Consider the following 24,102-nt stretch of genomic DNA (forward strand, 5'->3'; position numbering starts at 1 on the left):
ATACCAACAACACTATGAATCACATTTATCGACTGGTTTGGAACAAGAAACGCAATATGCTCGTCGCTGTCGCCGAAGTGGCGAGTTCGCAAGGCAAGGATGCAAACGGAGAAACGACGTCGACCGGCGTGAAAAAGCAGGGGCGGGAGGAATCCGGGAAGTGCGCTCACCTGACAGGCAAGACAAGTCTTCTGGGAGCAGCGATTCTCTCGATCTTCCCGCTGGTTTCCCTGGCCCAGGCACCTGTCCCCCATTACAACGACGGGTACCTGACACTATCCGATGGCGACGGTTCCAATGCGACCGCAGCAAACTGGGCCCTGACCAACGACGGTATCCTGGATATCTCGAACACCAATAGCGGTTCCAGCCTCCAGAGCCTGGGCGGCTCTGGCGGCGTCATCCTGGGAGATATGACGCTGACCCTGAGCAATGCCAATGACACGTTCGTCGGCAGCTTGAGCGGTTCGGGCGGCTTGGCGATCACGGGCGGCACGGAGATCCTCAGCGGCAACAACGATTACATCGGCGTCACGACCATTGGCACCAATAGCGTTCTGGGGCTCTCGGGTAGCGGAGCAATTGCCCATTCCTTCGGACTCGACAATAACGGCATCTTCGACATTTCCGCGACCAATGCCGGTGCCAGCATTCAGAGCCTGTCCGGCTCGGGCGCTGTAATCCTCGGTGGCCAGACGCTGACCCTGACCAATGCGAGCGGCACGTTCGCCGGCAGCCTGAGCGGTTCGGGCGGCCTGGCGATCACGGGCGGCACGGAGGTCCTCAGCGAGATCAATAGCTATACCGGCGCTACCAATATTGGCCAAGGTGGGACGCTGGTGTTGGCCGGCAACGGCAGCATTGCCGATTCCAGCGGCGTGGCAAACAACGGCACGTTCAATATCGCGGCAACGGCCGGCGGCGCATCGGTGCAGAGCCTGTCGGGTTCGGGTGCGGTAATCCTCGGCGGACAGACCTTGACCCTGACCAATGCAAGCGGCACGTTCGCCGGCAGCTTGAGCGGCTCGGGGGGGCTGGCAATTACCGGCGGCATCGAGACCTTGAGCGGCAACAATACCTACACGGGCGGCACGACCGTGGCGAATGGTGCCATCCTCAAGGTGTCGTCCAATGCGAATCTCGGTGCGCCAAGCTCCGCGCTGACTCTGAATGACGGCACTCTCCAGGCCAATGGCAACATCACGATGGCGCGTGACATCACGCTGACCAATTCCGGTACGTTCGACGTGGGCAATACCTTCACGGTCACTAACACGAGTTCCGCGTCGGGAAGCGGCACGTTGATTAAAAACGGCGGCGGCACCCTTATCCTGGGTGGAAGCGTGTCGAACAGCGGCGGTGTTCAAGTCAATCAGGGCACATTGGGCTTGAATGGCAACAATACCTATACCGGCGGCACTACCATCAACGGCGGCACGGTGAAGGTCGGAGCAGACAACAATCTTGGAGCGGTCAGCAGCAATGTGACTCTGAATGGCGGCAGGCTGCAAACCACCGCCTCATTCACGTCGGATCGCGACCTCGCCATCACCAGCCAGAACGGCGCCATCGACACCGTGGGCGCGGACAACACGCTGACGTGGACCGGCAATCTCTCGGGCAGCGGACGACTGACCAAAGAGGGCGACGGGACACTGATTCTGGGCGGTGACAACGCCGGTGGCCAAGGATCGGGAAACACCGTGGGTTCCGGCTGGACCGGCGGTCTGACCCTCAATGGAGGGCTGGTCAAAGTCACCAATTCGTACGGGTTGGGTTGGGGCACCGTGATATGGAACGGGGGAACCATCCAGGCCACGGTGGATATTCTGACAGGGCAGAACCTCGCCGTCGGACTGGGTACGGGGATAGATACGGCGGCCAACACCACGACCACACTTTCGGGCAATATCGTTTCGACAGGCGGCGGCAGTGGCTGCTTCACCAAGACGGGGCTCGGCACGCTCAACGTCGCGGGCAATGCCGCGTTCAACTCCACTTGCGTGCTCGCTGGCCGATTGCTGGCGAACGGCAGCCTGGACAGCATGGTGACAGTCGAACAAGGCGGCACGCTGGGCGGTAGCGGCGTCATCAATGGCCCGGTCCTTGTCAGAGGCACGCTGTCTCCGGGTAACTCTCCCGGCATGCTGACGGCCAACTCGACGGTCACGATGGCCCCTGGCAGTACATTCAAGGAAGATATCGCCGGCACGCAGCAGGCGTCCGCAAGCACGCCGATCGGCGTCACCGGTTATTACTCGTACCTGCATGTGACGGGTAACAATCAATTTGTGATTCAGCCGGGAGTGACTCTGGCACCGGCGCTCAAGAATATCTTCAGTGTCGGCGAAGCCGGCTACGGTTCGACGCCATTCGTGCCATCGATTGGCCAGGGCTACCGCATCATTACTGCCGACGGCGGCATCTCGGGCCGCTTCGACACGCTGGCGCAGCCCGATGGTCTGGCGGCCGATACGCGCATGGCTGTGTTCTATAACGTCGGCGGCAGCAACAGCATCGACCTGAAGGTATTGCCCTTGTCGTACAGCGCCTGGCTCAAGGGTGCCAACGCCAACAGCCGCTCGGCTGCTGCGGCTCTCGATCAGATTACCGATCTGGAGCAATCCGGAACCGGCAGCACCGCACAAAGCCAATTGCTGTACGTTGCGGCGAGCCAGAACGCCGGCACACTGAGTAATTTTGTCAAAGGCTTGAGCGGTGAAGTCCACGGTGCCCTGGCAGCGGCAACGCCGCAGGCGGGATGGGCAGTCCAGAACATCGTCGGCAAACACCTGGCCGATTCCCAGGGAGCCGGCGCAAACCGCAACACCGACCGTGCGCTGTGGATCGACCTCAACGGCAACCACGGCAACTGGAGCGGAGACGACACCGCATCCGGATTCAGTGCGAACCGTACCCAGTTCACTCTGGGAGCGGACGTGCTGGAGACCGCAGGCGCACGACTCGGCTTCGGTTTCAGCCATGCCAACTCGAATGTGTCCGCCGATATGGGGTCAGGCTCGGTGAAGCAGAACATGGGCTTCGTGTACGGCCAGTATGGATGGAACGGGTTCATTGTGGATGGTCTGGCCAGCTACGGCAGGGACAATGCGGAGAGCAATCGTGCGGACCCCACCGCATCCGCTCCAGTGCTTGCGACCAACGCCGACGGCAACAGCAGTCTGATCGGCATCGGCCTGCGCGCGCCGTGGCAGTTCAACGGCGCGACCTATGAACCGTTTGCCCGCCTGACATTCCAGCGAGTGAAGCGCGACGCCGCCAATGAGGGAAGTGCTTCTGCGGCTGCATTGGGGCTGAATGGCTTCTCGTCCACGGGCACGCGCCTGGTGGCCGGTCTGGCCGGCGCATCCGGCAAGACCGATCCGCTGGCAACGCGCTACACCTACAAGTTCAGCGTAGGCGTCGGAGTGGATGGCGGCGATCTGTCGCGGGTGAGTCAGCAAGCCACCCTGGCGGGTGTGGCGACGACCATCAGCGCACCGAACGTCGGCCGGGTATTCTTGCAGGGCGGTGTCACGGGAACGATGCAACTTAACCGGCAGTCCTATGTCTATCTCGGGCTGACGGGGGAGGCACGCAGTGGCTATACCGACATCGGCGGAAATGTCGGGGTGCGTGTGTCCTTCTAAGCCACTTGTGCTTCAGCCTGTTCGCACAGGCGTGTGTGAAACAGGCCGACATTCGTCGGCCTGTTTTTTAGAGCGTCTAACAAAATGATTCTGAGGGTGTTGCGCCGCCTTGCCGTACAGTCGTACTGTCTGCGGCGGCGCGCCTACTCAGAACCGCTTCGCTTCATTTTGTTAGGCGCTCTTATATGGGTTATTTGACTGCTTGCCACCATGTTGAACGGACTTCCTCACTTCTGGATCAATCGACAATCCGACACGGAGCGGCGCATGCTGATCGAAGCCTACTTTGCGCGCGGTGGCGTGGCCAACAGTCGCGTCGAAGCGATCACGCCGGAGTCGCTCCCCAGGATCAGCGTACGCAAGCCGTTCGCCAACTCGATACCCGAGCTGGCGATTCTGACATCGCACCTTGATGCGATCGGCATGGCCTGCCAATCGGGCCATGAGACCGCCGTCATCATGGAAGACGATGTGCGTTCCCGTTATGTTTTCGATGCGCTGACGCTCATCTCTTCCGCGCCGCACGACTGGGAAATATTGCAGCTGCACGTCAGCAACCGGCCGGTCGTGCTGGAGCTTGGCGAGATGTATTTACGCCACGGCGTGTTGTGGCATGAATGGGAGCCGACCTGCTATTCTGCCGGCGCTTACGTGATCAACCGGAAAGGGGCGGCACGCATTCTTTCCCACTATCGTCCGAATGGAACGGACATCGATCTGACCGGAGTGCATGCGTTCGGCAAGCTCGTGGCGGATCATCTTCTTTACCGGCGCAGCTGCTGTTATACGGCGACGATTCCTTATTTCATGAACGATATCGCGCTGACATCGACGCATGCACCCCATCGAGACGAGACGCATCACCGGCCCGGCGCACTCGGTGTGGAGAGCATCATGCAGCAGATCGAAAGCCAGGCAGTTGCTGGTTCCGGCCACGCCCGTCCGCTGTTGCAAGCAGGATATCCTTTTGCACTGCGCGCGTTATGACCGGATTGACAATGGTCGGCGGCAGCAAGCTGAGTTGAAACGGCAGAATGATTTAAACAATGAGAAACAGTCTTGCAGTCGTGATCGTGACCACGTGTCGCGAAACCCTGTGCCGCTCCGTGCGCTCGGTATTCAATCAGCAGTTTTCGGGGCGCATGCAGATCTTGATCGGCGTGGACTGCGATCCGCACAAGAGGCTTGATGCGCTGTTGCCGGCCTTGGCGGCCGAATGCCCGAGTCATATCACGATCACGCTGATCAACCTGGGATACTCCACATCGCAACGTCACGGCGGTCCGCATGCGTCGTTCTATGGCGGCTCGCTGCGTTCGGCGCTCACGCTGCTCGCTGATAGCGACATCGTGATCTACCTGGATGACGACGACTGGCTCAAGGAAGACCATTGCGCCCGGATTCTGCGCGCCATCGAAGGAAAGAAGTGGGCGTACTCCTATTCCATTTACGCCGACGGCAACACGGGCGAAGGCTTGTGCGTGGACGAAATTGAAAGCGTGGGTGTAGGCAAAGGCATTTACGCCAAAAACTTCGGCGGCTTTGTGCGGCCGAGCGGCCTGGCCATCAATAAAATGCAGTTATTGCATATCGTCCATCTCTGGTCCTGTTCGGCATTTGCCACCGGAGACGGGGAAGACAGACTGATATTCGAGCAGTTGCGCAACGAGCCGCATGGCTGCACGGAGGCGGCGACCGTCTATTGCGCGCTGGACCCCAAGGATATGCTGCACGACTATCGCGTGTCTTTCATGCGTTCCAAGGGCGTGGAGTTCGTCAGCACAGCCAAGGCGGAATCGACGCGATGACGCGCAATCCAGCATCATCCAGCCACGGGCAGCATCGCTCCATGATGTGAAGCGCAAGCGTGCGCATAGGCCTGATGCGGCCCGGTCGATGCTGCCGCGAGCATGGCGGCCTCGTAATTTTCCGTCGTCTCCACAAAACTGGCCGCTTTCCAGATCGCATCGAAATGATTGTCCGACCAGGTATTCGCACCCGTCTGCACATAGGTGTACAGCCATGGCGCATCCGCCAGGACCACGCGGCCCGCCGCGATCATTGTCTGCGTGACCGCCGTATCCTCGCCTCGCGCAAGAGCGGGATAGGCAGGGATGCTGTCCTTTCTCGCCAACATCGATCCTTCCCATTCCCTGGCGCCCGATACGCCGATCTTGCGTGCAAGGGGCGACCAGAGCAGCCAGCGGCTCAGAAAGAGTGCGTCGGTCTGCATGGACTGGCAGATGGCCATCCCGAGGTCAAGCCGCTGCGGATGGTAAAGATCGTCGTCATCCCATTGGCAAATCCATTCGCCCTGCGCGGCCCGCAGGGACAGATTGCGCAGCTCGCCCAGGCTGGATGAGGGTGCGTCCGGATAGACGATGCGAATGCGCGGATCGTTCAATTCCCGGCAATGCCGCTCGATTTCCGTGCCGGGCGTATCGCATACCAGAACGAGTTCCCGGTTTGCATAGGTCTGCCGCTGGAAGCATTCCACCGCAAAGCGGGAAGGAAAGAGTCTGCCTCGCGTCACCATCAGACAGGAGACGAGAGGAAGCCGCCCGGGAAATACCACCAGGTCGAGTGATCCCCGCTGGATCAGGACATTCCTGATCCCGAGCTTGAAATCAATGCGGCGGTTGGTTTGCAGAAGATAGTCGGCGAGCTTCATGCGGCGTTTTGGATCGTCGGCAGGAACCGTCTGGCGAGCATGGCATACGTGGATGCGCCTGCGCGTACATATTCCTCGGTAAGAAGCCCGGCATGGAAACGGGTGAAATCGGTGCGGTGTTCGTCCCACCAGAGATGGCTGCACAGATGCAGGCTGAACACATCGCGCACGTCCGGGTCGCATCGCTCGAACAGGCTCTGGATGCCAGCCGGCGTCCACGGGTGGCGATAGAAATACCGGCGCGGCGCGACATGGACCAGTTCCGGGTGCGCCTCCCACAAGCGGGAGGCAAGCTGGCAGGAATGACTTGTCCATTTGCCGTCAAACGTGGCATACGCGGCATCCAGCCATTTCGCGACAAATGGTGCACCCGGCACAGCGACGATGAGCGCATTGCAAAGCGATGGCCGCAAGATTCCTCGCTCGTCCGGCAAGGCACCTTCCTCGCCCAGCACGCAATCGTACTGATAGAGATGGCTCGGCATGGGCGCGACAAAAAGGGTATCCATATCGGCATACACGCCGCCGTGCTTCAGTAGCACTTTGAGACGGATGAAGTCTGCTTCGTGCGCGTAACTCCAACCTTGCTGCGCGATCAGTTTCCCCTCCGCCGATTTGTCATAGGCGGCAAGCGGCAAAGGCTCGCGCTGGACAGGCAAGAGCGTCAGATGCGGCTTGATGGCGTCCCAAAGGGGACCATACGGCTCGTTGGCGTAATGAAAATAAATCGCTTCCGGCTGATTGACCTGGCGGCACGATTCAAGACACAGGTAATGCGCCAGATGGAAAGGCTCGGTTTGCTCTTTCAGGCCGAAGATGAAATGGAAAATGCGTGAAATCATGGATCAGGACTCGAAGTGTTCGATGCGATGGATATCGTTAATGCAGGCCGGCGATTGGCCGGCCATCACGCGCCGATAATCGCCCGGTACTGCCGCATGATGACTGCCTCGGAATACTGACTGCACATCTTTTCGCTCAGGCGCATGGCATGCTCATCGGGCTGGTTGCGGCGCTCGAACAGCTCGCGCATTTTCCTGCGTGTATCGTCGATGTCGGCAACAGCCCAGCGGTGATCCGGTCCATAAGAAGTGCCGGGCCAATCGATGGGCTCCAAGCTGTAATCGATCAGTCCGGGATGGTCATGACCGAGGAAATCCAGTTGACCGCTCCAGCCTGTCATCAGTACCGGCCGACCCAGCACCGTCGCTTCAAATGCGCCCATCCCCCATCCCTCGGCGCGAGACAAGGAGATATACGCGTCGCCGACCTGATGCAGGCAATCCAGCCAGGCCCCGCTGACTCCGTCGCCGGCCAACAAGGCGATGGTGGCGCGCGAGCGTTGATGCTTGCTGGCGAATGCCTGAATCGATTCCTGCACCAGTTGCAGGGATGTCTTTCCCTGTTCATGGGGCAGAGGAAAATGGACGGGCTTGCTCGACGTCTTCAGAAGAAGAGCAACTGGCTCATCTTCCCCGAACTCCTGAAGGAAGGCTTCGATCAGCCGGGGAAAATCCTTGCGCAGCATCCAGGCGCCGATGCTGTAAAACACGAATCGGTCTTCATCGATGCCTAGCTGGCGTCGCATGTCACTACGCTGCTCGGGGGTGATGTCTTCATGCGCATGACGCCGGATGTGCGGCACGACGTGGATCGGCACAGTAACCCCGCCCGCGCGAAAAACGTCTGCGTTGAACTGAGAAGGCACGAGGACAGCATGGAATTTATTCAGAATGGCCGGCCAGTGCGCCGGAATGGTATCGGACTCCCAGGCGCAATATGCAAAGTTCGTCTTGCCTTCTTCAAAGCAGCTTGGCAGGTATTCCGGGACGATATGCGAAATGACAATGTCGTAGTCCTTCGGAGCGGTCGTCAATTGCATGATGGCTTGCAGGTCGCGCAAGGATGGATCACCCTGGCTGGCGCGAACGGCTTCCAGCACATTCGCCCCCATCTCTGGCGACCAGAACTGCAACCCGTGGCTGCCCCAGAACACGGGCCGCCAATAGACGGAGAACCCGAGATTCAACAGGCCTCGGAGATATGCCAGGCCCGACAGGCCGTAGCCGGTGGTGTCGCCATAGGAAATGTACTTGATGGACGTGAGGGACATGATGGAATATGAAAGCAAGGTCAACAGGCCAACTCCCGGCCCGCATGAATTGTAATCGGCGTGTTGATCATGGTGTCCAGTGGATTGCCGGATTCAGGCACGTTCGCCGGCATCATCCATTGGTACAGACCATCGCCTGAGTCGGCTGCGTTTGCCCGCCGCCGTCATCATGCATTGCCGATGTGCGGTCGATGCGCAGCTGTTTGATGGACAGGGATGCGCAACGGTTAACCGCGACGCCGATAGAGATGTCGTTGCGGCTCGCAGGCAAATCGAAATGCATGGACAAGGTCGCGGGGCCGCTATGCTCGATCCTCAGGGTTGCGCGCGACAATTCCTTTCTGTCCTCGGCCTGGGCTGCAAACAATGTCAATACCGAACCGGCCGCGATTGCCGATAAATCCACAAAAATCGTATAGGCCCCGGCGGTGAAGGGGAGCAGATTGCCGAGCACCAAAAGTTTGTCTGTGGCGTCCGTCGGATTTTCGCCCTGATATGCCAATTCGCCATTGATCAATGCGCACTTCGTATGTCCGTGCTTTTGGAGATAGTCGGCAGGGACCGTCACCGGAAAATCATGCGCATATATGACTCCAGCGTAATAGAAATCGTTGTAGTTGTTGACGCCGTAGCGCAATCCCAACTCGCTCAGGCCTGCCTTGGTTTTGGATCGATAACCAATCATTCGGCCATCGGTAGTGTCGACAAACACCAGCGATTCTGTCGTTTCCCGAGCGGCGACGTTGGTCACTTCGCCCAGATGGATCTGTTCAGGAGCGCAGTGCATGGCGATGGCCTTGCCGAACAAGACTGGTCCTGTCGGGCAAAGCGGCGATGTGCCGCGATTGCGTGCATGGCAATTCGCCAGGATCATGCGGATCGCGGCTTCGATTGCCGGGAAGCGCGGCGGTGCAGCGATGATGGTATTGCTGACAATCCAGGGCGCGACATAGGCGCGGTCGCGGAAGATGGAAATCTTCCCCGGAAGGACGTTCCAGGGACCATGAAAGTAAACGGAAAGGTCGGCGTAAATGCCGCCAAATTCGTACAACAGGCATAGCCGCGCCAAGTCGGCCTTGTAGGCATAGGGCAGCAACTGATCGAATGCCCACAGGACGTCCTTGCCCATGCTGGCCGCCAGAAAATGCCGGATCGCGTGCTTGTCGAAAAACCGATGAGGCAAATCCGGGTGGCAAGCCTTGAAGGATGCGATATTCCGGGAAATGACCGGCGAGAGCGTTTCCGTTGACAAGTCTCCCTCGGGATTATCCGCAATGAGAATGCTGAAAAGATTCATATCAGGTGATGACGCGACAAAACGAATGATTTAGTGACGGGCAGAGTTTATCGGGCCCTGACCCATGCAGCGAGATCGGATGCAAGCACTTGAATCATGCCTGACCAGTCATCCGGTCTCGTTTGACGATACAGTTTCACGACCCCGGGATACCATGGCGAATCCGCTCTGCCATCCATCCAGCGCCAATCCGGATGCGTGAATGGCAACAGCACCCAACAAGGTTTGCCAAGGGCACCGGCCACGTGGGCCGCGGCGGTATCCACGCAAATGACCAGATCGAGCTGCGAGACGATGGCCGCCGTATCCGCGAAATCCTCGATATCCGCACCGAGATCGAGAAGGGGCAGTTCCGGATTCCGGACAAGGGCAGATTCCTTTTCCATGCCCCTTTGCAGACTGATGAAGGAGACTCCTGCAACAGACCATAGCGGCGCCAGGCAGCCGAGGTTCGGTAAGGACCGGTTCGCATCGTTGACGTGTCCGCCGAATCCCTTCCAGACCAGGCCGACCTTTACACTCTCGTCAGCCACTCTTTCACGCCAGTGCCCGACCCTGGCCTGGTCCGGCGCAAGATAAGGGAGTTTCGCCGGAATCGTTTCCACGGTGGTGCGGCAATGCAGCGGCAGGCTGAGGATAAAAGTCCAGTAGTCATGGGCTTGCAGTTGCCCTGTTGCCTCGCTATCTGCAAGCACCTGGTCCGCGCCCGCCGCAGATCGAAGAAGCGGCACCAGCGCTGCCTTGCACACCAGGGTAACGCGCGCCGCGCCGGCAGCCTTCAAGAGTGGAAGGTAACGGACGAACTGGATTTCGTCGCCGAAGCCCTGTTCCGGCCAAACAAGAATCGACTTTCCGGCGAGGTCTTCGCCGGACCATTGCGGAAACGGCAGATCGGGCTTGGCGGCAATCGGCTTGGCCAGCGCCTTGTCATAGCGCGTTTCCATGAGAGGCCATCCTTCGTCCAGGCGGCCAAGATACAGCAATAAAAAGCCAAGGTTCCATTTCGGCTCCGGATAATCCGGAGCGATGGAGATTGCACGCCGATAGCTCGCTTCGGCTTCCGGGAAGCGCTGCACCTGCTGCAGGAGCGTTGCCAGGTTGTTGAGTGTGGCGGCATGCTCAGGGCGCAATGCCAGGGCGCGGCGATAGGCCTCCTCTGCCTCGTGCGCGCGATTGGCACGCTGGAGTAAATTCCCCAGGCTGTTGCAGGCATCCGTGTCGTCCGGTTTGAAGCGAAGCAAAGTCCGCAGCGACGCTTCCGCGTCCTCGAACCGCTTGAGCTGCAGATACAGCAGCGCGAGATTATGAAGCGCCTCCGCATACTCCGGGCGAAGGGAGAGGGCGCGGCGATAAGCCGATTCCGCATCCGCGAAATGCTTCTGTTTCGCCAACAGCACGCCCAAGTTGTTGTGCAAGTCGGCGTTCTCGGGCCGGCAGGTGAGCGCACGGCGATAGCAGGCTTGTGCCTCGGGCAAGTGATTTGCCTTCTGCAGCAGGTTGCCCTGATTAAGAAGAGCCTCAACATAATCCGGGCGCAGGTCAATGGCGCGTTGGTACGCATCGAGCGCCTCCAATACATTCCCAGCCTCCTGATACACCAACCCCAGATTGTAGAAGGCCTCCGCATACTTCGGGCGAAGGGATAGGACGCTCCGGCAGGCGGCCTCGGCGTCGACGAAACGCTTCGTCTCCCGCAGAATCATGCCGAAATTGTTGAGTGCTTCGGCGTAGTCCGGCTTGATTGCCAAGGCGCGTCGATAACAGTTCTCTGCCTCGTCCAGGTGCCTTGTCCGGTGGAAGAGCTGCCCCAGGCCGAACAGGATTTCCGCGTTATCCGGTGCAAGGGACAAGGCCTGCAGATGAGCTGCTTGCGCCTCGGCGAAACGCTGCATCTCTTGCAGCACGAGTCCCAGATTATTATTTGCCGCAGCGAGATCCGGACGAAGGGCCACAGCCTGCCGACAGGACGTTTCCGCCTCACTCAGGCGCGTTAACTTCGCAAGGACAAAGCCAAGGTTGTTGTGTGCCTCCGCGTATGCCGGCTCGACGGCCACCGCTTGTCGAAAGCAGGCTTCAGCCTGCTCCCAAAGCGCCTGCTCCTGGAAGAGGATGCCTAGATTATTGTGCGCCTGCGCATAATGAGGCCGAACGCGCAAGGCGTTGCGGTAGCAGGCGTCGGCATCCTGAAGCTTTCCTGCCTCCTGGTAAAGAAGGCCGAGATTGTAATGCGCTTCCGCGTAATCCGGGCGCAGGGACAGGGCATGCCGGTAAGCTGCTTCGGCTTCGACAAGCCGCTTTGTTTGATGGAACAGAATGCCAAGATTGTTATGCGAGTGGGCATGACTTGGATCGGCCCGCAGAGCGCTTTCCCAGTATCGCTCTGCGTCCTGCAAGCTTCCCATCCCGCGAGCACACGCAGCCGCGATATTCAGCATCTCGGCAGATGCCAAATCGGAACCGGGCAATACATCGAGTAAGGCTAAAGCCTCCCTGAATTCTCCCCTTGAATAAAATGCAATCGCGGCGTCGAGAGAGCCGGCTTTTCTGATGGCCATGCGAACAAGGGGAGCAAATCAATCAGTATAGAGAGGAGCCATATTTTCTCACAGGTAACCAAAGACATACTTTGACCATCCCCGATTTTCCAGACGTTTCCGAGTCTTGCCATCTGGTTAAACGGAGGTGTTATGAGTGCGAAGCGGTGCACGGAAGAATTCGAGGTTGAAGCGGTCAGGCAAGTGGCCGAGCGCAGCCATTCAGTAGTGGAAATGGCAAGCCGTCTTGAGGTAACGACGCATGGCCCGCAACTAAAGCCTGTCAGCTCGCAGGAACATGCACGTCAGAAAGCGGATGGGAGCGGCAGAATTGCACGGCGAATTTTGCGAAGCAAATGCAGAATTGCGGAGCAAAAGAAAAAAGCCTCCATCGCTGGAGGCCTTGAATTCGTTGGTGGGTCGTGAGTGGCTCGAACACTCGACCTACGGATTAAGAGTCCGCTGCTCTACCAACTGAGCTAACGACCCAACGCGGCGTAGATTATAGCGCAATTAGCCAGTTGGGTTCAAGAAAATGCTTACGTCAGCGTGGAAGTGACCTTCAATACTTCTTCGGCAGTGGTTGCGCCTTCCGCAACCTTCATTGCGCCGGCCACGGCGAGGGTCTTCATGCCGTCTTTGATGCTTTGCTGCCGCAGCGCGTGGATGTCGGTTTCTTCCTTGATCAGCTTGGAGAAGGGTTGCGTGACGGTCAACAGCTCGTACAGGCCGGTGCGGCCGCGGTAGCCGGTCTGGCGGCATTCGGGGCAGCCGACGGGGCGGTAGGTCTTGTCAGGCTTGGGCATGGGCCAGCCGTCGGTCAGGCTTTGCCAGATATCGTCCGGCAATTCCTCCCCCGGTGTCTTGCAGTTCGGGCACAGGGTGCGCACCAGGCGCTGCGCCATGATGCCGATGAGCGTGGCTTCCAGCAGGTAATACGGGACGCCGAGTTCGAGCAGGCGCATCACTGCCGATGGCGCGTCGTTGGTGTGCAGGGTCGACAGCACAAGGTGGCCGGTCAGTGCGGCCTGGATCGCCATTTCGGCGGTTTCCAGGTCGCGGATTTCGCCGACCATGATGATGTCGGGGTCTTGCCGCATCAGGGCGCGCACGCCGTCGGCGAACGAGAGGTCGATGCCGTGCTGCACCTGCATCTGGTTGAACGAGCCTTCCACCATTTCGATCGGATCTTCGACCGTGCAGACGTTCACTTCCGAGGTGGCCAAGGCCTTCAGCGTGGTGTAGAGCGTGGTGGTCTTGCCGGAGCCGGTCGGGCCGGTGACGAGGATGATGCCGTGCGGGCGCTTGGTGAGCGCATCCCAGCGTTCGGCATCGTCCGGTGGAAAGCCGAGTTCCGGCAGGGTCTTGACGACGACTTCTGGATCGAAAATCCGCATCACGAGTTTTTCACCGAAGGCGGTCGGCAGGGTGGACAGGCGCAACTCGATCTCCTGACCGTCGGCGGTGCGGGTCTTGATGCGGCCATCCTGCGGACGGCGTTTCTCGATGACATCCATGCGGCCCAGCAGCTTGATGCGCGCCGTCATGGCAATCATGACGATGGCCGGCACCTGGTACACCTGATGCAGCACGCCGTCGATGCGGAAGCGGATCGCGCCGAAATCGCGCTTGGGTTCGAGATGGATGTCGGAGGCGCGCTGGTCGAAGGCGTATTGCCACAGCCAGTCGACGATGTTGATGATGTGCTGGTCGTTGGCATCGACCTGTTTGTTGCTTTTGCCGAGCTCGACCAGTTGCTCGAAATTGTTGCGCAGCGCGAGGTCCTGGCCGTTCTGCTTGTGCGCGCCCTTGATCGATTTGGCGAGCGCGAAGAACTGGGCGGTGTATTGCGCGATGTCGAGCGGATTGGCGATCACCAGCTTGACGTTGCGGCGTGTGATCTTCGAAATCTCCGCTTCCCATTCGATGATGAACGGTTCGGCGGTGGCGATGGTGACTTCGGTCGCGTTCATTTCCAGCGGCAAGATGTTGAAACGCGCCGCGTAAGTGGCCGACATCACGTCCGCGACGCGGGTGAAGTCGATCTTGAGCGGGTCGATGCGGTAGAACGGCAACTTGACCCTGGCTGCCAGCCATTCAGTGAGCCAGTCCAGCGTCAGCAGCTTGTTGGGCGGCAGCGTCGACTGAATCTTGCATTGCGCAATCACGCCCAGCGGATGCAGCGCAATTGCCGCATTCTTGTGCAGCGCTTGCGCCTGGTTGTACAGGGCCTTGACGCTCGCCTTTTCAACCACGCCGTCGGCCAGTAGCCAGGTGAAGAGTTGCTGCAAGTCGAGGTGTTTCGGCGCGGTTGCATTCATGGCGTTGTGCTCTCTTAATGCTCTGTGGCAACTAGTGGAACGATGCTAACACAGCCAACGCATGCGTCAGCGCGTCGATTGTCCGGCTTTCAGACCGTTGACCCAGGACTTGGCGGGGAGCTTCGTCGCTTCGGTGATCTGCGCGGCCGTTTCGTACAGCGCCGGGAAGTCAAGACTGGGTGGCGTCTTGAAAGCGACGGCGGCGACATTGCCTTCGTGGACTTCCGGCAGGCAGATGACTTCGGGAAATGCATAGCGCATTGCCTTCAGGTTCTTCGCGTAACTCGGATGATCGCCGAACAGATTGACGGTCATGATGCCGACGGATGTCAAGCAGGCCGCGCAGGCTTGATAGAACTCGGGCGTGTCCAGTACCGGACCTTTTACGGTGGCGTCGTACAGGTCCACCTGCAAGGCATCGAGCGTGTCGTGGTTGGCTGCATCGGTGACGAAATCCATCGCATCCATTTCGATGACCGACAGGCGTTCGTCATCGGCCGGCAGCTTGAACATGGAGCGGCAGATCGCGATCACGGAAGGGTTGAGTTCGATGGTGGTGACGCGCGTTTGCGGAAACTGGCGATAACAGAATTTGGTCAGTGCGCCGGTGCCGAGTCCGAGCTGGACGACATGCCGCGGATCGTCGTTGAACAGCATCCACGCCATCATCTGTTGCGCGTATTCCAGCTCGATCCAGTCCGGTTTGCGGATGCGCATCGCGCCTTGCACCCACTCGTTGCCGAAATGGAGGAAGCGCACGCCGTCCTGTTCGGAGAGCGTGACGGGCGCGAACTTCGGTTTGCGAGGCGGCTTGGGCGGCGCTTCGGATTTTCCGGGGCCGGATTTGCGGTTGGCTTGCGCTTCGATGGATTTGCGTTTGATGAGCATGAATGTGTCAATGCGCCTGCGTTCGCGCCGGCGGCTTGTCGTTCGTTTAACTTGTGTGCAGCGACGCTGCAAATTGCCACGCAATTCTACCGAATGATGTTCGCCCGCAACGGCGGTTTCCGGTCGATCGAGAATCGGGTGTCGGCTGCGCGACGGATCTCAAGCACGCGACGTGACCGTGTCTGGTCCGTTGTGCTTATCGCTCAAGTCCGGACATGGCGAGGGGGCGCAGGTGTCGCCACGCCGTCAATTTCTCCGCAAAGGGCAGGGTATATGCCGGACTGCTCGACGGCAGTTTGATGATTTGATAGCGATCGGCACACTCCGTGAGTGCCTTCAAGCCGATGCGGGCCGCGGTTCCGCCATTGAAGGCGATTGCCGACAAGTTGGGCAGGGTGGCCACCAGACTGACGAGATCATTGCGCGCATGACCACGGATTCTGCTGTCGAGACTGCCGTCCCGATACGCCTCGGCCACCACATCCCACAAGCCGATGCCGTTGGCCAGGAGTGCTTCCAGTCGCAGCGGGTAGGCGAGTGCGGGTAAATCCGTGCCGATGACATCGGACATCAAGGCCCAGAAACGATTCTGCGGATTGGCGTAATACTGATTGTGGGCGAGCGACAGTTCGCCGGGCAGGCTGCCCAGGATCAACAGGCGGATATGTTCATTGACAATGGGCGCGAAGCTGCGTTTGCGGTGCATTTGGTCAGCGTCGTTTCCTGAACCGGACATGGTCAATTTGATACCTGCCAAAGCCCCGCATTGTTGCGACGATGGACACAATGCAGCCGCGCGATGATGGCCGGGAGGCAGGTGGAGAAAGGATTGGGCGCAGTGATCGTGAGCATCGGCATATTTTACTGAAAGGCGGGCAAGGGTTATGCTCCACAGGCCCGTGCATGCATTCCTCCAATGCGCCGTCATCGGCAGCGGGCTTGTTGTTTATGCAATCATGACGCGATTCGAAGAACAGGTGACGCATGCGTGACAAGGTGATCCTCATTACGGGTGGCGGCCGCGGTATTGGCGCCGCGACTGCCGTGCTGGCGGCGGAACAAGGCTACACGGTGTGCGTCAGCTATCGGCAGAATCGCGATGCCGCGCACGCGGTCGTTGGCGATATCGAACAGCGCGGCGGCGAGGCAATGGCGGTTGCGGCAGACGTGGCCTCGGAGGCCGACGTGGTGCGCCTGTTCGAAACGCTCGATCGGCGCTTCGGGCCGCTCACGGCGCTGGTCAACAACGCCGGCATTCTGGAGCGCCAGATGCGGGTCGAGGACATGGATGCGGCGCGCCTGGCAAGGATTTTTGCGACGAACGGCACCGGCAGTTTCGTCTGCGCACGCGAAGCGATCCGGCGCATGTCGACAAGGCATGGCGGCAAGGGCGGCGCGATCGTCAATGTGTCTTCTGTTGCGGCGCGGCTCGGCGCACCCGACGAATATGTCGATTACGCGGCATCCAAGGCGGCCATCGATGCGCTGACCATCGGCTTGTCGAAGGAGGTCGCGGCGGAAGGCATCCGCGTCAATGCGGTTCGGCCCGGCGTCATCCATACCGACATCCATGCCAGCGGCGGCGAGCCGGGGCGGGTGGATCGGGTCAAGGATGCAGTGCCGATGAAACGCGGCGGACAGGCGGCGGAAGTGGCCAACGCCATCCTGTGGCTGCTGTCGGAGCAGGCCTCCTACACGACGGGCGCGTTCATCGATGTGGCCGGCGGCCGATAGCCCCGCATGAGTCTGCGGCGCTCCAGCCTGTTCCTGTGGCACGGCCGCGCGCTGGTGGTCGGGCCGGGCATCGACTCGACCCCGCATGCGCATTTTGCGGCGCAGCTGACACTGGCGCTGGAACGCCCGTTCCGGGCGCGGCTGGATGTGCAGCAAGCCTGGATCGAAACCGATGCGGCGATTTTTGCGCCCAACAGCGCGCATCAGCTCGACTGCGGCGGCGGCATGCTGGCGCACCTGTTCATTGAATTGCCGCTATCCATCGGCAGCGTGTTGAACGCGCAATATCATTGCCTGCAAGAGTTCATGCCCGTGCGCGAGGCGCTTGCCGCCGCGCAGCAGGGGCGCTTGGACATGGACGCCGCGCAACTGGCGGCGCAGCAATGGATCGCCAGCGCCTTGCCGGATGCAGCGATGCCTTGCGGTTACGACCCGCGCATCACGCGCTCGCTCGACTGGATCGCGGCGCATCCGGGCGCGCCGGTCAGCGGTGAATTGCTGGCATCGATCGTCCATTTGTCGGAAAGCCGATTCACCCATTTGTTCCGCCAGCAGACCGGGCTCTCGCTGTCGCGCTATCTGCTGTGGGCGCGCCTGCTGGACGGGGTGGCGGCGGTGGCGCGCGGGGAAAGCATGACGGCGGCGGCGCATTCGGCGGGATTCTCGGATCTCGCGCACATGAGCCGCACCTTTCGCGGCACCTTCGGCGTGGTGCCGTCGGAACTGCACAAGATGACGATTGCGTTCAAGCAGACGCAGTGATGGCGGCCTAAGATGTATTCATGCCGGGCAAAAGATCCCGCGCTGCAATAACAAACAGGAGATGACCATGGAACATGCCGCACAACGACAGATCAACGCGCTGCTTGCCACGTATGCCGAAAGCCATCGCAACGCCACCAACGAAATCATTCATTTCATCTGCATCCCGGCCATCGTCTTTTCCCTGCTCGGCCTGTTGTGGGCAGCCCATCCGTATCTTGCGCTGGGCTGCGTGATTGCATCGCTGCTGTATTACCTCAAGCTGTCGGTGCCGTTTGCGCTCGGCATGCTGCTGATGTCGGGCGCGATGCTGTGGGCGCTTTCCATCTTGCCGCAAGGGACGATCTGGCAGGTGTCGCTGGCGGTCTTCGTCGTTGCCTGGATCGGCCAGTTCGTCGGGCACAAGATTGAAGGGAAGAAGCCGTCGTTCTTTGACGACTTGCGTTTCCTGCTGATCGGGCCGCTGTTCGTGCTGAGTTTCCTGTATCGCCGCCTGCATATCGCGTACTGACGCAAGCAACATGAAAATCGCGGTCTTCGGTGCCGGGTCGATTGGCGTCTACATCGGCACGTCGCTGCTTGCCGCCGGCGGCGATGTGTTACTCGTCGGTCGGTCGCGCATGCGGGAACGCATTGCCCGGCATGACGTGCTGCTGACGGATCTGCAGGGGCGGCAGATGAAGGTGCATGGTTCACAAGTCCCTTATGAGGAAGATGCTGCCGCGATTGCCACCGCCGACTTGATTCTGGTGACAGTCAAAAGTGCCGACACGCCAACCGCCGCCAATGCCATTGCCGCGCACGCAAAACCGTCCGCGCTTGTCCTCAGTCTGCAAAACGGTGTCGGCAATGTCGATGTGATGCGGGCCCGGCTGTCCGACCGGACAGTACTGGGCGGCATGGTTCCCTTCAACGTGGTGCAGATGACGGACGGACGCTTGCACCGGGGCACGGCAGGAGAATTGATGGTCGAGGCCTCGCCCGCGATTGCACCATGGCATGCGTTGTTCCGTGCGGCGCATTTGCCGCTCATGGAGCGCGACGATTTTGCCGCGGTGCAGTGGGGCAAGCTGCTGCTTAATCTGAACAACGCCGTCAATGCGCTTTCCGGCTTGCCGCTGAAAACGGAATTGTCACAGCGCGCATACCGGCGATGTCTGGCGTTGCTGATCGAAGAAGCCCTGAAGGTGCTGCGTGCTGCCGGCATACGGCCGGCGAAAGTGGCGCGTGTGGCGCCGCATTTATTGCCGATGTTGATGCGCCTGCCCGATGCAATGTTCACGCGTATTGCAGCATCGATGCTGCGCATCGATCCGGAGGCGCGTTCTTCGATGTGGGAAGATTTGCAGGCAGGACGGCGGACCGAAGTGAACCATCTGAACGGTGCGGTAGTGGCGCTTGCGAAGCAGGCAGGCATGGATGCACCGTTCAATCGACGCATGGTGGAGTTGGTCCATGCGGTGGAAAGTCGCGGAGGGGAGATGCAAGGCCCGTCGTTGTATCGCGCGCTCAAAACCGGAATGGAGAATGGCGGGACGGCAACCGCGAGTAATTAGTGCTATGTCGTAGAACTGCACCAGCTCGTCCCTTGGCAGTTGGCAGCCTGCGAGAAGTCGTGCAGGGAGTAAGGTCTATTGCGCAATCCTCGTGCGCATCTTCTGCAAGCAGAGGCACTTTTTTTCGCATTCTTCCCGGCGGCGGCATGCCGTTCAGCCGTGTGCCTGAAACGCAAGTTTTTCTGTCAGGCACGGAATATTTCAAACACGGTTGACAAAAAGAGTGTGAACACTCGAACCAATAGTCCCGCGACCAAATAATCAGCAAACCTTTTGATCGGCGTCTCATTCAAGTCGCAGAATTTCTGCTTGTATTTGCTCAGACGTGATCAGACAAGCCGCATCGCTTCGGTCTGAATCCTAATCGCATTTGAGGCCGGGAGAGTGGTCGGTTGAACGGCAGCTTCAAGGCAGTCATTGCATCAAAAAATTCCATGTCAGAGAACATGTTTGACATGATGCATGTCGTCACGTATTGATCACTGAATATCCATTGAAAATTCATTGGTTGAGGGTTGGCATGAAAGAACTGTTGACAATGACTGCCGAGCGGGCAATTTGTTATCTCCAATCCCTGGAGGCCCGGCGTGTTGCACCAACAAGAGATGCAGTTGCCCGCCTCGCTTCATTTGACATGCCGCTTCAAGACGAGCCAACCAGTCCGGAATCGGTCTTGCAACAATTGGATGAAATAGGTTCGCCGGCGACCATGGCGATGGCCGGGCCGCGTTTTTTCGGCTTTGTTATCGGCGGTTCGCTTCCTGCTGCGTTGGCTGCCAACTGGTTGGCAAGCGCATGGGACCAGAATAGCGGTCTCTACAATATTACGCCGGCGACTGCGGCGCTTGAGCAGATTGCGCTTGGCTGGCTCCTTGATGTCCTGAAATTGCCCCCCGAGAGTGGAGGCGCATTCGTTACGGGGACGACAGTGGCTCATTTCACTGCACTTGCTGCCGCGCGGCATGCCATTCTGGAAAAGGTCGGCTGGAACGTGGAAGCGGATGGATTGTTTGGTGCTCCACCTCTTGCGGTTATCGTCGGCGAAGAAGCGCATCCCACCATGCTGAAGGCCTTGGGCATGCTGGGTCTGGGGCGTAATCGTGTCGTGAGGGTCCCTGTCGACGGTCAAGGCTGCATGCGCGTTGATGCATTGCCGCCCATGACCAATCTCACAATCGTATGCGCGCAGGCGGGAAACGTGAATACGGGCGCGTTCGATCCGATCCGGCAGATCTGCGAACGCGCACATGACGCGGGCGCATGGGTGCATGTCGATGGCGCATTCGGGCTGTGGGCTGCCGCCGCCCCGTCGCGCGCATGGCTTGTCGAGGGCATCGAAGATGCCGACTCCTGGGCAACCGATGCCCACAAGTGGCTTAACGTGCCCTACGACAGCGGCGTGGCATTTGTCCGAGACCAACATGCATTGCGCGCTGCCATGGCGATTACTGCCGACTATCTCCCGACGACAAGTGCGTGTCGTAACCCCGCAGACTTCACTCCGGAACTTTCGAGACGAGGGCGCGGCGTCGAGGTCTGGGCGGCTTTGCATTCATTGGGGCGAACCGGATTGAGCGATCTGATTGAACGGACGTGTCGCCACGCCCGGCGTTTTGCCGAGGCGCTTGCGGCTGCGGGATATCAGGTGTTGAACGAAGTCGTGCTCAATCAGGTTCTGGTTTCGTTCGGTACGTCTGAGATAACGATGCGCGTGATCGACGACATCCAGACCGACGGGACGTGCTGGTGCGGAAGCACAGTATGGCAGGGCCACACGGCGATGCGGATCAGCGTTGTATGCTGGGCCACAACCGAAGCGGACGTCGAGCAGAGCATCGACGCGATCTTGCGTATGGCAGCGAAGCACCGGCAACAGACATGACACTGCCGCTTTGGATCGCGCTTTGTAGCGATTTGCAACGTCGAGTCCTGACCTGTCCGGTCGCATCAAGTCACGATCCAGCTCGATGAAAAAACCGCTGTCCGTTCATCACGGGCAGCGGTTTTTTCTGTTGGTACTTCTGTTGGTATCAAGCAGACTTATTTCCCGGCCATCCCCAGCAGCATCTCATTCAAGCGCTTCACGAATCCCGCCGGATCGGCAAGGTTGCCGCCTTCGGCCAGCGTCGCCTGGTCAAACAGGATGTGCGTCCAGTCGCTGAACTTCGCCTCTTCATATTTCAGGCGCTGCACCAGTGGGTGATCCGGATTGATTTCGAGAATGGGCTTGGACTCCGGTGCGTTCTGGCCCGCAGCTTTCAACATGCGCAGCAGGTTGCCGGACAGTTCGTGCTCGTCGGCGACCAGGCAGGAAGGGGAATCGGTCAGGCGGAAGGTGACGCGCACGTCCTTGGCCTTGTCGATCAGGACGGTCTTCATCTTCTCGATCAGGTCCTTGTACTGCGCTTCGGTTTCCTCGTGCTGCTTCTTTTCGGCTTCATCTTCCAGCTTGCCGAGGTCGAGGTCGCCCTTGGCGACCGACACCAGTTCCTTGCCGTCGAAGTCCTGCAGGAAGGACAGCATCCACTCATCCACGCGGTCGGTCAGCAGCAGCACTTCGACACCTTTCTTGCGGAAGATTTCGAGGTGCGGGCTGTTCTTTGCTGCGGCATAGGATTCCGCCGCGACGTAGTAGATCTTGTCCTGGCCTTCCTTCACGCGGCCGAGGTATTCGGCGAACGAGACGTTCTGCACGTCGTTATCGTTGTGTGTGGACGCGAAGCGCAGCAACTTGGCGATGCGTTCCTTGTTGGTCTGGTCTTCGCCGATGCCTTCCTTCAGCACCTGGCCGAATTCCTTCCAGAAGGTCGCGTACTTGTCGCGCTGTTCCTGTTCGTCACTGTTGGCCAGTTCTTCCAGCAAGCCAAGCACGCGCTTGGTCGAGCCTTCACGCATCGCCTTGATGTCACGCGACTCTTGCAGAATCTCGCGCGAAACGTTCAGCGGCAGGTCGGCGGAATCGATCACGCCTTTGACGAAGCGCAGGTACACCGGCATCAATTGCTCGGCGTCGTCCATGATGAAGACGCGCTTGACGTATAGCTTGAGGCCGCCGCGCTTGTTGCGGTCCCACAGATCGAATGGCGCATGCGCCGGGATGTAGAGCAGCTGCGTGTATTCGCTGCGGCCTTCGACGCGGTTGTGAGTGTAGGCCAGCGGCGGGTCGAAATCGTGCGCGACGTGCTTGTAGAACTCGTTGTACTGTTCCGCCGTGACTTCGGAGCGGTTGCGCGCCCACAGTGCGCTGGCCTGGTTGATGGTTTCGAACTCATCCTTGATGACGTTTTCCTTCTTGTCCTCGTCCCATTCCTCCTTCTGCATCAGGATCGGCAAAGAGATGTGGTCGGAGTATTTGCGGATGATGGATTTCAGCTTCCAGCTCGACAGCAGCTCGTCTTCGCCTTCGCGCAGATGCAGGATGATGTCGGTGCCGCGCGCGGGCTTGGCGATGCTTTCCACGCTGAAGTCGCCTTCGCCGGCGGATTCCCAGCGCACGCCCTCATTGGCGGGCAGGCCGGCACGGCGGGTTTCGACAGTGATCCTGTCGGCGACGATGAAGGCGGAGTAGAAGCCGACGCCGAACTGGCCGATCAGCGCCGCATCCTTCTGCTGGTCGCCCGACAGGCGCGAGAAGAATTCCTTGGTGCCGGACTTGGCGATGGTGCCGAGATGCTCGATCGCCTCTTCGCGACTCATGCCGATGCCGTTGTCCGAGATCGTGATGGTGCGGGCGGCCTTGTCGTAGGTGATCTTGATCTTCAGGTCAGGGTCGTTTTCAAGCAGTTCGCCATGCTTGATTGCTTCAAAGCGCAATTTGTCGGCGGCATCGGATGCGTTGGAGATCAGTTCGCGCAGGAAAATTTCCTTGTTGGAATACAAGGAATGAATCATCAACTGCAACAGTTGTTTCACTTCTGCCTGAAAGCCCAGGGTTTGCTTTTCGGATACGGCCATTTTTACCTCGAGAGTCGATTGATGGAGTGCAAAGAAAACTTGTCTGATTGGAATGACAATGTTGATGTAAATAGGGACGAAGAGAGTGATTTCAAGTTCGCACCTTTTCAAGCTTGCGCCAAGCGCTTGTCATTTTTCCCATCATTTGCAGGCGATACTCTACCGTAGTTACAATGTTTGCTTTCATTGTTCGCAGCGTCATTGAGCGACTGTAACGATGCGCCACTTCTTTTCATCTTTTTGCCGCCTGATCGCGTGCCTGCTGGTGATGACGGTTCTAACATCCAGAATCGCCATGGCCGCATACGCCTGCCCACAGCTTGTGCAAGCACCAATGCAGGAGATGATGGAAGGGATGCCCTGTGCCGGGATGGATGCAGAAAAGCCTGTCCAATGTTCCGAGTACCAGGCAGGTGAAAAGCCGACGCTCAAGCATCTTGCGGGCGCACCTGACCTGCCACCCGTAACGATTTCCTTCGTCATGCCGGCACCAGCGCCGGTTGTGCCTGCTGACCTCGTTTCGTCATGGCCCGATGCACATGTTGAGACAGGTGCCGATCCGCCCTTCCTCCGAACGCGCAGACTGCGCATTTGATTTTCCCCCGTTGTTGTTTCGCCGGCC

At 59.3% G+C, this 24,102-nt stretch carries 18 protein-coding genes and 1 tRNA gene; 9 read left to right on the top strand and 10 right to left on the bottom strand.

Features of this window, described 5'->3' with window-relative positions:
* Positions 1–14 precede the first annotated feature (14 nt).
* The 3 genes from D3870_RS04590 (at position 15) to D3870_RS04600 (ending at position 5,458) form a co-directional block, all read left to right on the top strand.
* Positions 15–3,650, top strand: coding sequence for an autotransporter domain-containing protein (locus tag D3870_RS04590; protein ID WP_119737048.1), 3,636 nt, complete (start codon positions 15–17; stop codon positions 3,648–3,650).
* A 210-nt stretch (positions 3,651–3,860) separates the two neighbouring features.
* A complete protein-coding gene (locus D3870_RS04595; RefSeq protein WP_147375705.1) occupies positions 3,861–4,637 on the top strand; it encodes a glycosyltransferase family 25 protein in 777 nt (258 codons plus the stop codon).
* A 59-nt stretch (positions 4,638–4,696) separates the two neighbouring features.
* Entirely contained in the window at positions 4,697–5,458 is a 762-nt protein-coding gene (locus tag D3870_RS04600) for a glycosyltransferase family A protein (RefSeq protein WP_119737052.1), read from the top strand.
* Between the two features lie 14 nt (positions 5,459–5,472).
* On the opposite strand, the gene D3870_RS04605 is transcribed toward D3870_RS04600, so the two are convergent.
* The 9 genes from D3870_RS04605 to D3870_RS04645 all read right to left on the bottom strand — a co-directional run bounded on the left by D3870_RS04605 (position 5,473) and on the right by D3870_RS04645 (position 16,180).
* On the bottom strand, positions 5,473–6,321 hold the full coding sequence (locus D3870_RS04605) for a glycosyltransferase (protein ID WP_158590380.1): 849 nt from the start codon (positions 6,319–6,321) through the stop codon (positions 5,473–5,475).
* Entirely contained in the window at positions 6,318–7,163 is an 846-nt protein-coding gene (locus D3870_RS04610; RefSeq protein ID WP_119737055.1) for a glycosyltransferase, read from the bottom strand. Before D3870_RS04610 ends, D3870_RS04605 begins: the two co-directional genes overlap by 4 nt.
* A 65-nt stretch (positions 7,164–7,228) precedes the next feature.
* Positions 7,229–8,434, bottom strand: coding sequence for a glycosyltransferase family protein (locus D3870_RS04615; protein WP_147375706.1), 1,206 nt, complete (start codon positions 8,432–8,434; stop codon positions 7,229–7,231).
* A 112-nt stretch (positions 8,435–8,546) separates the two neighbouring features.
* Positions 8,547–9,731, bottom strand: a complete 1,185-nt coding sequence (locus D3870_RS04620; protein ID WP_119737059.1) for a glycosyltransferase family 32 protein — start codon at positions 9,729–9,731, stop codon at positions 8,547–8,549.
* 47 nt (positions 9,732–9,778) lie between these two features.
* The gene (locus D3870_RS04625) at positions 9,779–12,286 is read right to left on the bottom strand and encodes a tetratricopeptide repeat protein (RefSeq protein WP_119737061.1); all 2,508 of its coding nucleotides are present in this window, start codon (positions 12,284–12,286) and stop codon (positions 9,779–9,781) included.
* Positions 12,287–12,678: 392 nt separating this feature from the next.
* Positions 12,679–12,754: transfer RNA gene (locus D3870_RS04630), tRNA-Lys, on the bottom strand.
* A 50-nt stretch (positions 12,755–12,804) separates the two neighbouring features.
* Positions 12,805–14,586: a type IV pilus assembly ATPase TfpB gene (tfpB, locus tag D3870_RS04635; RefSeq protein ID WP_119737063.1), complete on the bottom strand. Its 1,782-nt coding sequence runs from the start codon at positions 14,584–14,586 to the stop codon at positions 12,805–12,807.
* Positions 14,587–14,652: 66 nt separating this feature from the next.
* The gene (locus D3870_RS04640) at positions 14,653–15,474 is read right to left on the bottom strand and encodes a spermine/spermidine synthase domain-containing protein (RefSeq protein WP_119737065.1); all 822 of its coding nucleotides are present in this window, start codon (positions 15,472–15,474) and stop codon (positions 14,653–14,655) included.
* Positions 15,475–15,670: 196 nt separating this feature from the next.
* Entirely contained in the window at positions 15,671–16,180 is a 510-nt protein-coding gene (locus D3870_RS04645; protein ID WP_119737067.1) for a DNA-deoxyinosine glycosylase, read from the bottom strand.
* Between the two features lie 278 nt (positions 16,181–16,458).
* Here D3870_RS04645 and D3870_RS04650 point away from each other — a divergent pair, with 278 nt between their 5' ends.
* The 5 genes from D3870_RS04650 (at position 16,459) to D3870_RS04670 (ending at position 21,408) form a co-directional block, all read left to right on the top strand.
* Entirely contained in the window at positions 16,459–17,208 is a 750-nt protein-coding gene (locus tag D3870_RS04650) for an SDR family oxidoreductase (protein ID WP_119737069.1), read from the top strand.
* A gap of 6 nt (positions 17,209–17,214) precedes the next feature.
* The gene (locus D3870_RS04655; RefSeq protein WP_119737071.1) at positions 17,215–17,970 is read left to right on the top strand and encodes an AraC family transcriptional regulator; all 756 of its coding nucleotides are present in this window, start codon (positions 17,215–17,217) and stop codon (positions 17,968–17,970) included.
* 67 nt (positions 17,971–18,037) lie between these two features.
* On the top strand, positions 18,038–18,481 hold the full coding sequence (locus D3870_RS04660) for an Mpo1 family 2-hydroxy fatty acid dioxygenase (protein WP_119741674.1): 444 nt from the start codon (positions 18,038–18,040) through the stop codon (positions 18,479–18,481).
* Between the two features lie 10 nt (positions 18,482–18,491).
* Positions 18,492–19,526 carry a 2-dehydropantoate 2-reductase gene (locus tag D3870_RS04665; RefSeq protein ID WP_119737073.1) on the top strand — a complete coding sequence of 345 codons (1,035 nt, stop codon included), beginning with the start codon at positions 18,492–18,494 and terminating at the stop codon, positions 19,524–19,526.
* Between the two features lie 520 nt (positions 19,527–20,046).
* Complete coding sequence (locus tag D3870_RS04670; RefSeq protein WP_119737074.1) at positions 20,047–21,408, top strand: pyridoxal phosphate-dependent decarboxylase family protein; 1,362 nt, start codon at positions 20,047–20,049, stop codon at positions 21,406–21,408.
* Between the two features lie 158 nt (positions 21,409–21,566).
* On the opposite strand, the gene htpG is transcribed toward D3870_RS04670, so the two are convergent.
* A complete protein-coding gene (gene htpG, locus D3870_RS04675; RefSeq protein WP_119737076.1) occupies positions 21,567–23,480 on the bottom strand; it encodes a molecular chaperone HtpG in 1,914 nt (637 codons plus the stop codon).
* Positions 23,481–23,697: 217 nt separating this feature from the next.
* Between htpG and D3870_RS04680 the strand changes: the two genes are divergently transcribed.
* Positions 23,698–24,075 carry a hypothetical protein gene (locus tag D3870_RS04680; protein WP_119737078.1) on the top strand — a complete coding sequence of 126 codons (378 nt, stop codon included), beginning with the start codon at positions 23,698–23,700 and terminating at the stop codon, positions 24,073–24,075.
* Positions 24,076–24,102 lie beyond the last annotated feature (27 nt).

The sequence above is a fragment of the Noviherbaspirillum cavernae genome, from assembly GCF_003590875.1.
In the GTDB taxonomy this organism is placed as follows: Bacteria; Pseudomonadota; Gammaproteobacteria; order Burkholderiales; family Burkholderiaceae_D; genus Noviherbaspirillum; species Noviherbaspirillum cavernae.

What these genes read in the sequence shown, in the direction of transcription:
- D3870_RS04625 (WP_119737061.1), bottom strand. Translation starts at nt 12,286, where the DNA reads ATGGCCATCAGAAAAGCCGGCTCTCTCGACGCCGCGATTGCATTTTAT.
- D3870_RS04600 (WP_119737052.1), top strand. Translation starts at nt 4,697, where the DNA reads ATGAGAAACAGTCTTGCAGTCGTGATCGTGACCACGTGTCGCGAAACC.
- D3870_RS04655 (WP_119737071.1), top strand. Translation starts at nt 17,215, where the DNA reads ATGAGTCTGCGGCGCTCCAGCCTGTTCCTGTGGCACGGCCGCGCGCTG.
- D3870_RS04595 (WP_147375705.1), top strand. Translation starts at nt 3,861, where the DNA reads ATGTTGAACGGACTTCCTCACTTCTGGATCAATCGACAATCCGACACG.
- D3870_RS04620 (WP_119737059.1), bottom strand. Translation starts at nt 9,731, where the DNA reads ATGAATCTTTTCAGCATTCTCATTGCGGATAATCCCGAGGGAGACTTG.
- D3870_RS04670 (WP_119737074.1), top strand. Translation starts at nt 20,047, where the DNA reads ATGAAAGAACTGTTGACAATGACTGCCGAGCGGGCAATTTGTTATCTC.
- D3870_RS04590 (WP_119737048.1), top strand. Translation starts at nt 15, where the DNA reads ATGAATCACATTTATCGACTGGTTTGGAACAAGAAACGCAATATGCTC.
- D3870_RS04665 (WP_119737073.1), top strand. Translation starts at nt 18,492, where the DNA reads ATGAAAATCGCGGTCTTCGGTGCCGGGTCGATTGGCGTCTACATCGGC.
- tfpB (WP_119737063.1), bottom strand. Translation starts at nt 14,586, where the DNA reads ATGAATGCAACCGCGCCGAAACACCTCGACTTGCAGCAACTCTTCACC.
- D3870_RS04610 (WP_119737055.1), bottom strand. Translation starts at nt 7,163, where the DNA reads ATGATTTCACGCATTTTCCATTTCATCTTCGGCCTGAAAGAGCAAACC.
- D3870_RS04615 (WP_147375706.1), bottom strand. Translation starts at nt 8,434, where the DNA reads ATGTCCCTCACGTCCATCAAGTACATTTCCTATGGCGACACCACCGGC.
- D3870_RS04680 (WP_119737078.1), top strand. Translation starts at nt 23,698, where the DNA reads ATGCGCCACTTCTTTTCATCTTTTTGCCGCCTGATCGCGTGCCTGCTG.
- D3870_RS04660 (WP_119741674.1), top strand. Translation starts at nt 18,038, where the DNA reads ATGGAACATGCCGCACAACGACAGATCAACGCGCTGCTTGCCACGTAT.
- D3870_RS04650 (WP_119737069.1), top strand. Translation starts at nt 16,459, where the DNA reads ATGCGTGACAAGGTGATCCTCATTACGGGTGGCGGCCGCGGTATTGGC.
- htpG (WP_119737076.1), bottom strand. Translation starts at nt 23,480, where the DNA reads ATGGCCGTATCCGAAAAGCAAACCCTGGGCTTTCAGGCAGAAGTGAAA.
- D3870_RS04605 (WP_158590380.1), bottom strand. Translation starts at nt 6,321, where the DNA reads ATGAAGCTCGCCGACTATCTTCTGCAAACCAACCGCCGCATTGATTTC.
- D3870_RS04640 (WP_119737065.1), bottom strand. Translation starts at nt 15,474, where the DNA reads ATGCTCATCAAACGCAAATCCATCGAAGCGCAAGCCAACCGCAAATCC.
- D3870_RS04645 (WP_119737067.1), bottom strand. Translation starts at nt 16,180, where the DNA reads ATGCACCGCAAACGCAGCTTCGCGCCCATTGTCAATGAACATATCCGC.